This is a genomic window from Suipraeoptans intestinalis, from assembly GCF_034091795.1.
Taxonomy (GTDB): domain Bacteria; phylum Bacillota; class Clostridia; order Lachnospirales; family Lachnospiraceae; genus Suipraeoptans; species Suipraeoptans intestinalis.
Genome location: NZ_JAXFXH010000025.1, coordinates 50,179 through 64,308 on the forward strand (window position 1 = coordinate 50,179; position 14,130 = coordinate 64,308).

Below are 14,130 nucleotides of genomic sequence, written 5' to 3' on the forward strand. Positions count from 1 at the left end.
TTCCGTACTTCCTTTCTAATCTCTCAGTGTTGCTGCCGTCATGATTCTTTCCTGGGATGCCTCCGAAATGTCGATCTCTCCCGTCTTGCGGCCTTCGCACATTACCACGATCCGGTCACTCATACGCAGCACTTCTGTTAATTCTGAAGAAATCATAATGATGGATTTTCCCTGTTTGACCAGTTCATTCATCAATGCATAGATCTCACTTTTGGCTCCTACGTCGATTCCTCTGGTAGGCTCGTCAAAGATCAGGATATCGCTGTCTCTTGTCAGCCATTTTGCAATGACAACCTTCTGCTGATTTCCTCCTGAAAGGTTTCTGACCGCCTGTCTCACAGAAGGCGTTTTGGTCTTTAATGCCTCCACATATTTCCCGGAAATCTCTTCTTCCTTCTTTTTGTCTATAAAAAGTCCCTTTGTAAACTTTTCCAGGGATGCCATGGTGGTGTTCTCTGCTACCGTCTTCTCCACGATGACGCCGTATCTCTTTCGATCTTCCGAAAGATATCCGATCCCGTGTCTGACGGCATCCTGCGGACTTTTGATCTCCACCTTTTTTCCGTGGATATAGATCTCTCCGCTGTCTATCTTATCTGCCCCGAAGATGGCCCGCGCCGTCTCCGTCCGCCCCGCGCCCATCAGCCCGGAAAATCCCAGGATCTCGCCCTTTCGCAGCTCAAAGCTGACATTTTTCACCAGCTTTCCTGCATTCAGCTTTTCCACCTTCAGCACCACTTCCGCATCTTCCGGCACATTGCTCTTTTGTTTCGGTTCCTCGTATACCACACGGCCTACCATCATGTTTATGATATCGTCCTTGGTACAGTCTTTGGAAACCAGGGTTCCCACATATTCTCCGTCACGCATGACCGTTACCCGGTCCGTGATGCGCTTGATCTCATCCATCCGGTGAGAAATATAGATCAGTCCCAGTTCCTTCTTCCGAAGGTCGTCTATGATCTTAAACAGCTCGTTGATCTCCGTCTCTGTAAGGGCTGCCGTAGGCTCGTCAAATACGATGATCTTCGCATCTGTGGAAATGGCCTTTGCGATCTCACACATCTGCTGCTTCCCAACGGTCAGTCTTCCCATGGTCTCCCTCGGGTCGATGTCGATATTCAGCAGGTCAAACAGCTTCTGCGCTTCCTCCACCATTTTCCTGTCGTTGATGAATTTACCGCTCATATTTTCCCTGCCCACAAAGATATTCTGGGCTACCGTCAGATGGTTCATCATGTTCAGCTCCTGATGCACGATCACAATCCCTGCATTCTGCGCCTCTTTCGGGTTCTTAAACTCGACTTCCTTCCCTTCGTAAACGATGGTTCCCTGATCTTTGCTGTAAATACCGGTCAGGATCTTCATCAAAGTGGATTTTCCCGCACCATTTTCACCCATCAGTGCGTGTACTTCTCCCTTTTTCAGTTCCAGCTGCGCCTGTTTCAGTGCGTGTACTCCAACGAAAGATTTGTCGATCTCTTTCATTGTTAAAATCACTTCACCCACTCTCTCACCTTCCATTCTATCTTGTCTGTTCTGCCTCTTTCTTGGTTCTTGTTTATTATAAAATCCCCCATCTTTCACCGGAATGGGAAATCTTACAAAAAAAGGTAAATATCTTACGCAATCCGAAAGATAATTACCTTTTTTAGTAAAATATTCACTTTAATCCATCCAGATGGGGAACAGAAGCTTTTGATTTTCCTCCGTGTACATGCTTTCCTTTGTGATCAGTCGAAAGCCGGAGTGGATCCGTTTTTCCACCTGTTTTCCCTGGGCGATCGAGGTGGCAGCCTGGATTCCCAGATATCCCATGTCAAATGCCCTTTGCACTACGATCCCGTCTATGATCCCTGCTTCCAGCATCTGCAGTTCCTTCACCGAATTATCAAATCCCAGTATTTTTACTTTTCCCCCCTGCTCCGTCGCCTTGATGTAGGTAGCGGCTCCCACCGTGGCATATTCGTTGGTGGCGATGATCACCGTGATCTCCGGGTGCGCCTGCAGCATCTGTCTGGTCACTTCATAAGAATACTCGTAATCGGACTCCCCGTATACCTGATCCACCACCGGCGCTTCTATAACGTTTTTGATCCCGGTCTCTCTGTCGATGGCGGTAGAACTGTCCTTTACATGGCTGACCAGTCCCACGCTTTCTTCCCCCTTACAGATGGTGTTCATATAATTTCCCAGCTCTTCCCCGGCTTTTACATTGTCTGTTGCCACGATGCAGTCGGCGATCTCCTCCTTTAAGATTGAATCCACCAACACCAGGGGAATCCCTTTTTTCTTGATCTCTTTCGCCGCTTTCAGCGTTTTTTCACTATCTGCCGGTGAGAGGACGATCACATCCGGCTTCATCCGGATGGCCTCCCGGATCAGTGCATTCTGTTTCTGGTAATCGGTTTCCTTTAGAGGTGCCAGAAAGGTATAGTCGATCTCGTATTCTTCTGCCGCCATGGCCGCCCCCTCCGTCAGAGAGTGCCAGAAATCAATACTTTGCTCATTGCTTTTAGAAATGTAAACAATCCGGATCTTCTGTCTGCCCTGCTCCGTCAGGACGCCCAGGAGCAGCAGCCCCAGAAACGCTGTCAGCAAAAGCAGTGCATTCCGCTTCTTTTTGTTCATTCCGTCACCTCCCTGCTCCCTCTTCCTGCCGGGATCCGCACATAGACTGTGGTTCCTTTTCCCAGCTGAGACACGTAGGATAAGCCGTAATCCTTTCCGTAATACAGCTTCAGGCGGTTTTGGACATTGCCCACGCCCAGCCCTGTTTTTTGCAGGGATGACGCAGCTTCCGACAACAGCGTCCGAAGCCGTTCCTCCTCCATTCCGATGCCGTTGTCCGACACCTCCAGAACGATATCCTCCTGCTGATAATAGCCCCGGATGGAGATCCTGCCCGGTCCTTCTATGTACTTGATCCCATGATAGATCGCATTTTCCACCAAAGGCTGGAGTGTCAGCTTCACGATGGTCTCCTGCGCCACCTCCTCTTCCACTTCCATGGTGTAGGTCAGCTTATCCCGGTACCGCATTCCCTGGATCGTCAGATAAGTGTGGACATAGTCCATCTCCTTTCCGATCGTTACCATCTCCTCCTCGTTTCCGATGCTTTGCCGGAACAGCCGGGACAGGGCGAAGGTCATCTCTACCACTTCCCCGTTATGTTTTCCGCTTTCTGCCATCCAAATGATAGAATCCAGGGTATTGTACAGAAAGTGCGGATTGATCTGAGACTGAAGCGCCCGCATCTCTGCCTTTCTTTTTTCCCTTTGCTCCTTTACATTCTCTGCCATCAGGTTCTGGATCTCTTCTGCCATCAGGTTGAAGGATTCCCCCAGCCTCCTTACTTCCGCCTGTCCTTCCGTCTCTACCACAGCCTCCTTAAAATGCCCTTTTTCCACTTCTTTCATAGCCTGGTCCAGCCGGACGATAGGACGGGTGATGCTCTTGGATAAAAATACGGACAGACTGATCCCCAGCAAAAGCAACAGCACTGCCATCATCAGATATGCCCTTTGCAGATGCCTACTTTCCTTTTGGAATTCCGACATGTACGCCACTCCGATCACGGTCCAGCCGGTATTGGGAGAGGTAGACATGGTGTACAGCTTTCTCTCTTTTCCCTTCCCCCGGATCACGCTGGTTTCGGATTTTTCACTGAGGAAAGCGGCTACTCCCAGTTCCTCCTGCTTCAGTCCGCTGTGAAAAAGCTGCTGTTTGGGATGGTAGATGATGTTTCCCTTCTGATCTACCACATAGATATATCCCTTGCTTCCCAGGCTGACGCTGCCGCACAGACTGGAAATGGTCCGATAGTTCAGGTCGATCAGGAAGACCCCTCCTACCCGCTGGGTATCGTCATGGACGACGCCGCGGCTTAAGGTGATCACCCAATCATATCTGCCAAACACCATGTTCTGAATATGCGGCCTGGACAGCACCACTGCCCCACCTCTTTCTTTTGCCTGGGTATACCACCCCTGTTCTGACAAAGCGGCATAGGGATTCAGCAGGGAGGTTCCTTTGTTCAGGGCAATCCTTCCGTCGTCTCCGATCACCGCAATATTGCGGATGTCCTTCCTGGTATCCATGATCGTTCCAAACTGTGCCAGCACCCGTTCTTTTTCTCCTTCCTCCCACTTTGGCTCCCGAAACAGGAAGTTCTGGATATCCTGACTGTCAAACACCATGGAAGAAATGTCTTTCATGTGGTTCATATAGGTGTCTATCTCATTGTTGACCTGGTGGATCAGCTGTGTCGTATATTCCCTGGAATTGTTCACCATACTTTTCTGGGTATACCGGAATGTTAAAAAGAAAAACAGCATGGACGACGCCAGAAGCAGTACCACAAAGTACATCATCAGAGCCGTCTGGATCTTCTGTCTCTGCAAAAACTGTTTGTAGCTTGCCAGAATCTTTTTCATACTTTACTCCGTTTTCTCGCATATTCTTTCGGCGTCATTCCCACATTTTTCTTGAAAATACTGCTGAAGTAATGCGCATCACTGTATCCGACAGCCTCCGCCACTTCGTAGCTTTTCATCTGTGTCGTTGAAAGCAGCTCCTTCGCCGCCTCGATCCGGCAATCTGTCAAAGCTTCCACGAAGGTTTTCCCCGTTTGATTTTTGAACAGGGTACTGAAATAGCTGGTACTGATCGCCAGAAACTTACAGACCTGCTGCAAAGACAGACTGGAATCCTTATAATTTTTCTGGATAAACTCCATTGCACAGACCGCCATGTTCCTTCCCAGGTCGTCTCTTTCCGCAGACAGCTCCTGTGCGATCTCCTCACAAAAGGTATAGAGAAAGCCTTCCATCTCGTCTAAATTTCCCCGGTAAAAAGCTTCTTCCAGACATTTCTTTTCCCAGTCGCCTCTCACTTCCGGGCGTATTCCCGCTTCTTCCACAAAAAACAGAAGCTTCATCAGGATACTCTGAAGGTAGATGGCCGCCCTGGTTCTGGTCATCATTTCTGTTCGGATATCGTCAAAGCAGGATCGAACCTCTTTTTGCAGCTCCGCCTTTTCATTTCGTTTGATGATCGGGATCAGCTGCGCCGCCCAGTCATTTTCTCCGGAGATCCTCTGCCTGTAAAAACCCGTCAGCTCTTTGCCAAACACGATGGAATTGTCTTCAAATAAAAAGCCGTATTCCTTTGCCTTCTGCACGTTATCGTAGGATACCGAGAGATCTTCCGGATCCGTCACGCTTTTGCCCACCACCATCAGAAGCGGCTGCCGGATATGGCTGGTCAACACCGACAGAATATGATTTCCCACCTCCTGGACTCTTTTTTCCAGATGGTACTCGCTTTCCCCGCTCAGGATCAGGGTCGCCGTATTTCCCATATCTAGGAAGGAAATACAGCCTGTCTCCTGCTGCACCAGTTCCTCCGTAATATTGAATAAAATAAACAGTTTCAGGTCGTCGCAGTCTTCCGGATGGGCAAAGCAGATCTGAATCACACTGAAATATTCTCCGGAAAATGCTATGCCGTACTCCTTCTGCTGTCGCTTTCCCGCCTTCCCCAGCTTTTTCCCCCGTATCATCTGGTTCAGGAGCCGCTCCCTGAAATATGGCTTATTTCGTTCATATACGGCCCGGATCTTCTCCAGCTGCTCTTCCTGCTCTTTTTCCTTATCCAGCTCCTCCTTCGTCTCCGTCAGAAGCTTCTTCAGTTCCTGGGCCGTCACCGGCTTCAACACGTATTTCATGACCTGATAGCGGATGGCCTGCTGTGCATAATCAAAGTTATCATACCCACTGATAATGACCACCTTGCAGTGGGGACAGTGCTCATAGACATACCGGGACACCTCCAGTCCATCTGCAAAAGGCATACAGATATCTGTGAGCACCAGATCCGGCTGCTCTTCCTCAATGGCTTCTATGGCTTGCTTTCCATTTTCACAGGTTCTTTTCAGTACAAATCCGAGACTTTCCCAGTCTATGTTGTCACGGATGGCCTCCCGGATCAGAATCTCATCGTCTACTAATATTGCCTTGTACATCCTTGCCTCCACTTTCTCTTCCCGTTTCCCGACAGAGTCTGCCCGCCTCTGGCGTCCTCTGTTTCCCTGGTCACATAGGCAGATTTTATCATGATTTCTGTTTTGTGACAATGAAAAGCCCAACCGGTATCCCTGCTGCCTGCAGCCTTCCGATTGAGCTTTTTTTCTGTATCTGGTCCTATTTTCCTATGACCTTCTGAAATCTTTCGTAAGCCTCATCCCAGTCTCTTTCGTTCTCCGGCTCAAACTGCCTGATCTCCTGGGAGCGTGCAATGATCTGTCTCGCCTCTTCCAGTGTGGAGATTTCCTTCTGCGCCAGAAGCTGGAGGGCAATATTGCCCAGTACGGTAGCTTCTATGGGACCTGCGCTGACGGTGCAGCCGCAGGCATTTGCCGTGCATTCACAAAGCAACCTGCTTTGTGTCCCGCCGCCTACCATATAGAGGGTTTCGTAGGTCTTTCCTGTACATTCCTGGATCTCTTCCTTGACATAACGATATTTCATAGCCAGACTTTCGTCGATACATCTGACGATCTCTCCTACCGTCTCAGGAATTTCCTGTCCTGTCCTCTGGCAGAACTCCCGGATTCGTCTGGGGATGTTTCCTGCCGGTGTAAATTCCGGTGCATCCGGATCGATAAAGCATTTCAGAGGTTGGGCTTTTCTTGCCAGTTCTTCCAGCTCTCCGAAACCATATTCCTTGCCTTCCCGCATCCACTGTCTGCGGCTTTCCTGGATACACCAAAGGCCAATGATATTTTTCAGGAAAGAGACTTTCTTTTCATAGCCTCCCTCATTGGTGATGTTGTAGTTTCTGGATTTTTCGCTGATAATGGGCGCATCCAGCTCCGTTCCCAGAAGCGACCATGTTCCGCAGCTTAAGAAGATGAAATCCTTCTCCTTCGCCGGAACAGAGATCATGGCGCTCTGGGTATCGTGTCCCGCCACCGCGATCACATCCATCTTGTCCAGCTCCAATTCCTGACAGACGGCGTCGGACAGCTCTCCTACCCTGGTGCCGCTGGGAATGATCTCCGGAAAAATATGTTCCGGGATCCCTAAGGCTTCAATCACTTCCTTCGACCAGCATCCTTCCTTTGCATCCATCAGCTGCGTGGTGGATACGATGGAATACTCTGCTTTTTTTTCTCCCGTCAGGAAGAAATTAAACAGGTCCGGCATTAAAAGCATCTGGTCCGCCCTCTCCAGCAGTTCTTTTCTCTCTTCTGTCAGGGACAGCAGTTGAAACGCCGTATTTAATTCCATAAACTGGTTTCCGGTGATCCGGTAAAAGCGTTCCTTATCTATCTTCCGGAAGCTCTTTTCGATCATGCCGGCGGTACGCACATCCCGGTAATGAACAGGGTTCTCCAGAAGCCTTCCCTGCTCATCCACCAGTCCGAAATCCACCCCCCAGGTATCAATTCCCAGACTTTCTATTTTCCCGTATTTTTTTGCACGGATCAATCCCTGCTTGATCTCATGGAGCAGCCGCAACACGTCCCAGTACATGGTGCCGTTCACCAGCACCGGGTCGTTGGAAAACCGATGCAGCTCTTCGATGGAGATTTTCTCCCCATCGAAGGTGCCGCACATAGCTCTTCCCCCTGATGCCCCAAAGTCAAAGGCCAATACTCTTTTTTCCATAGCACACCCCTCTATTTGTAAAGTGGTCCGTATGTAGCGCAGGCTCTGTAGTCCTGTCCTTCCTTATCCTCTCCAAATGCATTCCATGCTGCCGGTCTGAAAATCTCTTCTTCCGGTACATTGTGCATGCATACCGGGATCCGAAGCATAGACGCCATGGTGATCACGTCTGCCCCGATATGTCCGTGGCTGATGGCTCCGTGGTTTGCTCCCCAGTTGTTCATCACATCATAGGCAGATCTGAAGGCGCCTTTTCCTGTGATCCTTGGTGCAAACCAGGTACAGGGCCAGGTATAATCCGTCCTCTTCCACAGGGCGTCCGATACTTCCTCCGGAAGATTGACCGTCCATCCCTCTGCGATCTGAAGCACCGGTCCCAGTCCTTTCACCAGGTTCAGACGAATCATGGTTACCGGCATTTCCGCCTTCGTTTCAAATCTGGAGGAATATCCGCCTCCCCGGAAATATCCGTTATTTGCATAGTGCCAGGTCGTGGCATCCATGATGGCTTTCTGGTCTTCTTCCGTTACTTCCCACCACTGCTTGATCACGCCGTTGCTGTTTTCATCCTTGGCCGCTCCGCTTCCGTCCAGACAAGCCGCTCCGGAATTGATCAGATGGATGAATCCGTCCGACTCCTTTGCCAGTCCTGTCAGTTCAAATCCGGTCGCCTTTTTTACTGCCTCCGGGCTCCAGTAGGTGCGAACGTCTGCAAATATCTGAGCCTTTCCGGTAAGAAGCTTCATAAACATCATGCCCAGTCCGTTCAGGACATCGTTTTCCGTTGCCAGGATATACGGTTCTCTTGCTCCGTTCCAGTCAAAGGATGTATTCAGCAGGGCCTCCGGGTAGTCGCAGTTGGGATAAAAGTCCGTCCACTGTCTCTGTCCCTGGAATCCTGCCGCCAGCGCATTGTGCCCGATGGCTTCTTCGGAAAATTCCTCCGGAAGATTCTTGTTTCCATTCATCAGGTCTTTGATGATCACCATCATCTTCACTACAAATTCCCAGTCAGAATCCTTCTGCTCTCTTGATTTTTGCAGATGCTCCGGATTGGTATCAAAGCCTTCCTTGCAATATTCCTTCGTCCATGCAAGAGCCTTTTCATATTCTGCCTGATCGTAAACACCTTCTGTCATACGGCGGATGATCTCCACCTCGTCTACGGATTCTACCCGCATACCCAGATAGGATTCAATGAAGTCGGAATCAATGATAGATCCGCCGATACCCATACAGATGGAGCCGATCTGCAGGTAGGATTTGCCCCGCATGGAGGCTGTCGCCACTGCCGCACGTCCGAAGCGGAGAAGCTTTTCCCTCACGTCTGCCGGAATGTCTGTCTCATCTGCCCCGCACACATCGTGTCCATAGATCCCGAACGCCGGCAGTCCCTTCTGTGCATGCGTTGCCAGCACGGAGGCCAGGTAAACTGCTCCCGGTCTCTCGGTTCCGTTAAATCCCCAGACAGCCTTGATGGTATGAGGATCCATATCCATGGTTTCTGATCCGTAGCACCAGCAGGGTGTCACCGTCACCGTGATATCTACGCCTTCTCTGCGGAACTTTTCCGCACAGGCGGCCGTCTCTCCCACGCGTCCGATGGTGGTATCCGCAATGACCACCTTCACCGGTTCTCCGTTGGAATATCTTAAGTTTTCTTCAAACAGCTTTGCTGCTGCCTTTGCCATATTCATGGTCTGCTCTTCCAGAGACCCTCTTACATCCAGCGCTCCTCTTCTGCCGTCAATGGTGGGACGGATCCCGATCACCGGATAAGCTCCTACTAATCTGCTCGCTGCCATATGAATTCCTCCTTTATGACTATTTTATACATTTACTACATTATACCTCTGCTCTTTTCCCTTTTCTTGTGTTATAATAGAGAAAAAATATAATAATATTCACTTTTGCATAGGAGCCCAAAATGAAATATATTGAATACCATGAACGAAAAAAACACGGAACCTTTGACTTCCCTGTGGAATTTTATCACGTGACGCCCAGCCATCCCCGCTATGAGATGACCTACCACTGGCACATGGAATGTGAGCTGATCCGCGTGCTGAAAGGAGAGTTTCTGATGACCATGGAGGACAAGGAATTCCTGATCCGCTCCGGCGACCTGGCGTTTGTCCCCAGCGGCGCCCTGCACGGCGGGATCCCCTCCTCCTGCGTCTACGAGTGCATCGTGTTTGATCTGCACGCCCTTGCCAAAAGCAATACAGCCGGAAAGAAACTGCTGGGCCAGGTGTGCAGCAACGCCGTCTGGGTCAACTCCTGCTTTCCGGATACCCGGGACGATCTTCATCGAATCGTCTGGACGCTGTTTGACACCATGCGCAACACCTCCGCCGGCAGAGAGCTGATCATTACCGGCGCCATCTATCAGTTTTTTGGATGTGTGTTTGAGCGTCACTATTATACGGAGCGCCCCCTGTCTTCCCGGAAAAATCACAGACGGATGGAGCAGCTGCGGGCTGTCTTTGACCTGATCGACGACCGGTATGCCGACTGCCTGACGCTGGAGGATCTTGCCCGGACCGCCGGTATGAATCCCCGGTATTTTTGCCGGTTTTTCCAGGAAATGACCCACCGCACCCCCATAGATTATCTGAACTATTACCGTATCGAGCAGGCCTGTTTCAAGCTGGTCACCTCCGATGAGTCTGTCACGGAGATCGCCCTTAGCTGTGGCTTTAACGACGTCAGCTATTTTTCTAAAACCTTTAAAAAATATAAGGGGCTGACGCCAAGAAAATACCTGCGCCTGCCCCTGCAATAGCTGTTTCTGTTTTTTTCCTCTACTCCGGATAGAGGCATGTTACCTGCGCCGCATCCAGCAGACGCTGCATTCTGGCGTCCGGCTTTTCGTCCGTCACCAGGATGTCGATATCCTTCAGATCTCCTACCTTGGCAAAAGCAAACCGGTACAGCTTGCTGCTGTCTGCCGCCAGGATCACCTGTCTTCCCGCTTTCATCATGGCCTGCTTCATCTGGGCAAACTCCACGTTGCTCTCGGAAAATCCTTTGTCCCCGTCCAAAGCCCGGCAGGAAATAATGGTTTTTTCTACATGATACTGCTGCACTGCCTCTGTTGCCTTGGCTCCCACCAGCGCCAGATATCTGTCCTTTAGTACGCCTCCGGTGGAGATCACTTCCCAGCCCTCCGTGTCTGCCAGCTCCAGCAGCACCTCGATGGAATTGGTCAGCACAGTCAGCTGCTCCTTTTTTTTCATTGCCTTGGCAATAAATACCGCAGTAGAACTGGCGTCCAGCATAATATGCTCTCCGTCTTCTACCAGATCCGCCACCAGCTTTGCGATCTTCTGCTTCCCTTCCACATTGTGCTTTTTTCTTTCATTGAAGGGCAGCTCAATACTGGTGCTGTCGTTCAATACCGCTCCGCCGTAGCTTTTTACAGCCAGTCCTTCTTTTTCCAGCTTCTCCAGATCTCTTCGGATGGTCTCCTCTGAAACGTCATACTGACGGCTCAGCTCCCCCACGATCACTTTTTTTTCTTCCTGCAGCTTTTTTAAGATCTCTTTTCTTCTTTCCAGTGCCAGCATTGCCTTTCTCCTTTGATCCGTTTCTTTACAGGATTGTACGAATCAGCTTTGCATCAGGATTGGCGATCACGGAAGCGTCCAAAAGCATTCCCTTTTCTCCCACGCTCCTTTTTCCCGCCTCGATCGCCGCCTCCACTGCCGCAACCTCTCCCGTCAGAAGCAGATAGGACTTTCCGCACATCCCTTTTGCCACCCTGACTTCGATCAGTCTGACCATTGCCGTCTTGGCCGCCACGTCCGCCGCCACGATCAATGATGCCACATCATACGTCTCCAAAATTCCCAAAGCACGCATGTCTCCCACCTGGGAGCTTCCATAAAGTGCCGGGAAAATATCTTCGTGTGGATTTCCCAGAACGAAATCGCCGATCAAATGCATGGGGTACTGTGTCTGCACCAGTTCAACGGCCGCCTTTACCCCGCTTAATTCTCCCGCTACGATCGCAATGTATTTTCCGGGACAGACCGTCTGCGCTTCTATGATCTCCACCTGCGCCGCCTTTACCATGGCGTCAGTGGCTGTGATCCCCGATGCGACCGTCTTAAACTCGATCATTCCTATTGCCTTGTTCACTGCACGTTCGTCCTTTCTATCCTACACTTCTTATTGTAACATAAGTTTCCGTCACTGACACTACCCTTCCGCTGATAGACGCATGAATCCCCACACTAAGCCCTTCGTCCGGTTTGGCGATCATCTGCCCCTTCTCTACCTGTTCTTCCGGCCGGACGATTACTTTTGCCGGCGCTCCGATATGCTGTGAAAGAGGGATCCTCACTTCTTTTACCTGATATCCCGTCTCCTCCACAAGGGGCGCTTCCGTATCATACCGGGTCAGATCCAGCCTTGCCATCAGCCGTTCCTCCGGAAGCTTCCTGTATTCCCGGATCGCACGGACCGGCTCTGCCTCTGCCACCGGCGGCCGGACTCCTGATTTTCTCAGTCCGCCCTTATAAATTCCCATCAGCGTCCTGGGGGATAATTCCTGCGGACAGGCATACAGTTCGCAGACCCCGCAGGAGGAACAGAACAAAGTGTTTACAAAAGGATGGTTGTCCTGAAAATCCTGATTGGAAGCCGCCCGCATAAACAGATGGGGCGTAATGGGATGTCCCAGCATATGCCGGGGGCAAAGATCCGTACAAGCCTGACACTGACAGCAGATAGACGCCGCCCGTTTCAGCTCGATAGACGGATTGCTTTCCTTTTTCCGGATGAGATAATGCTCCCTGGGCAGTACCAGGATCGCATTGGTGGTTTTGGTTACCACATCTTCTGCGGTTTTGACTGTTCCCATCATAGGGCCACCCACCAGGTAGACCGGATCTTCCAGCGCTGCCCCTCCGGCCATCTCTACCGCTTCCCGGATCGATGTCCCCAGCGGAACCGAAACGGTGGAGGGATGCTTTACTTCCGCCACCACAGATACCAGTTTCTCTACCACCGGCTCCTGTTCCTTCAGCGCCCGGTAAATATTAAAAACGGTTTCCACGTTCAGTACCGCTACCCCTTCCTCTATGGGGAGGCCTCCCGGCCTTACCACCCGTCCGGTAGCTTCATAGATCAGGACGATCTCGTCTCCCATGGGATACACCCCGTCCAGCAGATGGATCCGGATCTGGGGAAATGCTTCCTTCCATCGCTCCAGTTCTCTGACCGTGGAAGTATATTCCCGCTTGATACCGATAACCACCTGTTTTGCCTGAACTATCCGGGCAATCTCTGCCAGTGTTTCCAGGATCTCCTGTGCCCTCCGGGACAACAGCTGCCTGTGCAGCTTCAGCAAAGGCTCACATTCTGCACAGTTCAGGATCAGTGTATCCACTTTTTCATCCATCTTCACATAGGTAGGAAACCCTGCGCCTCCTGCGCCCACCACTCCCAGGCGGCGGATCCGGTCTCTTAGTTCCTGAATCTCTTTCATCTTTTCTATGCCTCGTCTACAATTCCCACAATCGCCGCATCCACCGGCGCCGACTCCATGCCGCATCCGATCCTTGCCGCACTTCCCGTTGCTACCAAAACCGTTTCTCCCACTCCGGCTCCAATATGATCAATGGCTACAAAGCTTCCTCTTTCCGAGCCGCCTCCTTTTTCCAGCGGCTCTACGATCATAAATTTATTTCCTATGAGCTTTTCACTTTTTCTCGTGGAAACGATACTTCCCACCACTTTTCCAACCAGCATGAATCTATCGTCCTTTCTGCAAGATCGTTACCGTCTGCCCCTGGCGGATCCCACAGGCATTTGCCTCGTCTGTATCCATGTGCATTTCCAGCGTAAAGCTTTCATCCACCCGGATCTTCACATGCCTGAGGATCGTTCCTCTCTCATTGTCCGCCTGCACGGACACTTCTTCCTTATCTCTGACCCCTGCCGCCTCTGCATCCTTTGGGGACATATGGATATGGCGCATGGCCACGATACAGCCCTCCTTCAGATAGATGGCTCCCTTGGGTCCTACCACCGCAATGGGGGCGGAGTCCTTCGTGTCTCCCGACTCTCTGACAGGCGCCTTAACTCCCAGCCGGACGGCGTCTGTGGCGGAAATCTCCACCTGGGAAGCTTTCCGGGCCGGTCCTAATACTCTTACATTTTCTATCGCTCTAAGCTTTAAACCGATGACGGTCACCGTTTCATTTGATGCAAACTGTCCGCCCATCAGTTCTTTTTTCTTCGTCAGCTGATATCCGCTTCCAAACAGGGTTTCTATATGCTCCTGCGTCAGATGCACATGCCGCGCAGATATCCCTACCGGGACTTCAAAGCCCGGTTTCTGAGGCCGTTCTTTTTCCATCGCCTCCAATACCATTCTCGTTATGACTGCAATTTCTTTCGTTTCCAAACTAGGTTCCACCCTTTCCCCGGCTGTCTGCCCGTTATGGTT

General features: G+C 50.9%; 12 protein-coding genes. 1 reads left to right on the plus strand and 11 read right to left on the minus strand.

Going from position 1 to position 14,130, the window contains the following annotated elements; genetic code table 11:
• Nucleotides 1-15 precede the first annotated feature (15 nt).
• From SOW26_RS08580 to SOW26_RS08605, 6 genes are all read right to left on the minus strand, one after another.
• Nucleotides 16-1,509: a sugar ABC transporter ATP-binding protein gene (locus SOW26_RS08580; protein ID WP_276959111.1), complete on the minus strand. Its 1,494-nt coding sequence runs from the start codon at nt 1,507-1,509 to the stop codon at nt 16-18.
• A 159-nt stretch (nt 1,510-1,668) separates the two neighbouring features.
• Nucleotides 1,669-2,631: a substrate-binding domain-containing protein gene (locus SOW26_RS08585; RefSeq protein ID WP_276959113.1), complete on the minus strand. Its 963-nt coding sequence runs from the start codon at nt 2,629-2,631 to the stop codon at nt 1,669-1,671.
• On the minus strand, nt 2,628-4,436 hold the full coding sequence (locus SOW26_RS08590) for a cache domain-containing sensor histidine kinase (RefSeq protein ID WP_276959115.1): 1,809 nt from the start codon (nt 4,434-4,436) through the stop codon (nt 2,628-2,630). Before SOW26_RS08590 ends, SOW26_RS08585 begins: the two co-directional genes overlap by 4 nt.
• Complete coding sequence (locus tag SOW26_RS08595) at nt 4,433-6,025, minus strand: response regulator transcription factor (RefSeq protein WP_320652245.1); 1,593 nt, start codon at nt 6,023-6,025, stop codon at nt 4,433-4,435. The genes SOW26_RS08590 and SOW26_RS08595 overlap by 4 nt, the downstream gene beginning before the upstream one ends.
• A 178-nt stretch (nt 6,026-6,203) precedes the next feature.
• Nucleotides 6,204-7,673: a rhamnulokinase gene (locus SOW26_RS08600; protein WP_320652246.1), complete on the minus strand. Its 1,470-nt coding sequence runs from the start codon at nt 7,671-7,673 to the stop codon at nt 6,204-6,206.
• A gap of 11 nt (nt 7,674-7,684) precedes the next feature.
• Nucleotides 7,685-9,478, minus strand: coding sequence for an L-fucose isomerase (locus tag SOW26_RS08605; protein WP_276959119.1), 1,794 nt, complete (start codon nt 9,476-9,478; stop codon nt 7,685-7,687).
• Between the two features lie 122 nt (nt 9,479-9,600).
• On the opposite strand from SOW26_RS08605, the gene SOW26_RS08610 reads away from it, so the two are divergent.
• Entirely contained in the window at nt 9,601-10,458 is an 858-nt protein-coding gene (locus SOW26_RS08610) for an AraC family transcriptional regulator (RefSeq protein WP_276959121.1), read from the plus strand.
• Nucleotides 10,459-10,477: 19 nt separating this feature from the next.
• Here the strand turns inward: SOW26_RS08610 and SOW26_RS08615 are convergent, their stop codons facing one another.
• The 5 genes from SOW26_RS08615 to pduL are packed head-to-tail and all read right to left on the minus strand — an operon-like array spanning nt 10,478 to nt 14,055.
• The gene (locus tag SOW26_RS08615; RefSeq protein WP_154476528.1) at nt 10,478-11,242 is read right to left on the minus strand and encodes a DeoR/GlpR family DNA-binding transcription regulator; all 765 of its coding nucleotides are present in this window, start codon (nt 11,240-11,242) and stop codon (nt 10,478-10,480) included.
• Nucleotides 11,243-11,267: 25 nt separating this feature from the next.
• Nucleotides 11,268-11,816 (minus strand): BMC domain-containing protein, encoded by a 549-nt coding sequence (locus SOW26_RS08620; RefSeq protein ID WP_276959123.1) that lies wholly within the window; start codon nt 11,814-11,816, stop codon nt 11,268-11,270.
• Between the two features lie 16 nt (nt 11,817-11,832).
• Nucleotides 11,833-13,167, minus strand: coding sequence for a 4Fe-4S dicluster domain-containing protein (locus SOW26_RS08625; RefSeq protein WP_276959125.1), 1,335 nt, complete (start codon nt 13,165-13,167; stop codon nt 11,833-11,835).
• Between the two features lie 5 nt (nt 13,168-13,172).
• Nucleotides 13,173-13,430 carry a EutN/CcmL family microcompartment protein gene (locus SOW26_RS08630; RefSeq protein ID WP_154476532.1) on the minus strand — a complete coding sequence of 86 codons (258 nt, stop codon included), beginning with the start codon at nt 13,428-13,430 and terminating at the stop codon, nt 13,173-13,175.
• A gap of 4 nt (nt 13,431-13,434) precedes the next feature.
• A complete protein-coding gene (pduL, locus tag SOW26_RS08635) occupies nt 13,435-14,055 on the minus strand; it encodes a phosphate propanoyltransferase (protein WP_418896400.1) in 621 nt (206 codons plus the stop codon).
• Between the last annotated feature and the right edge of the window lie 75 nt (nt 14,056-14,130).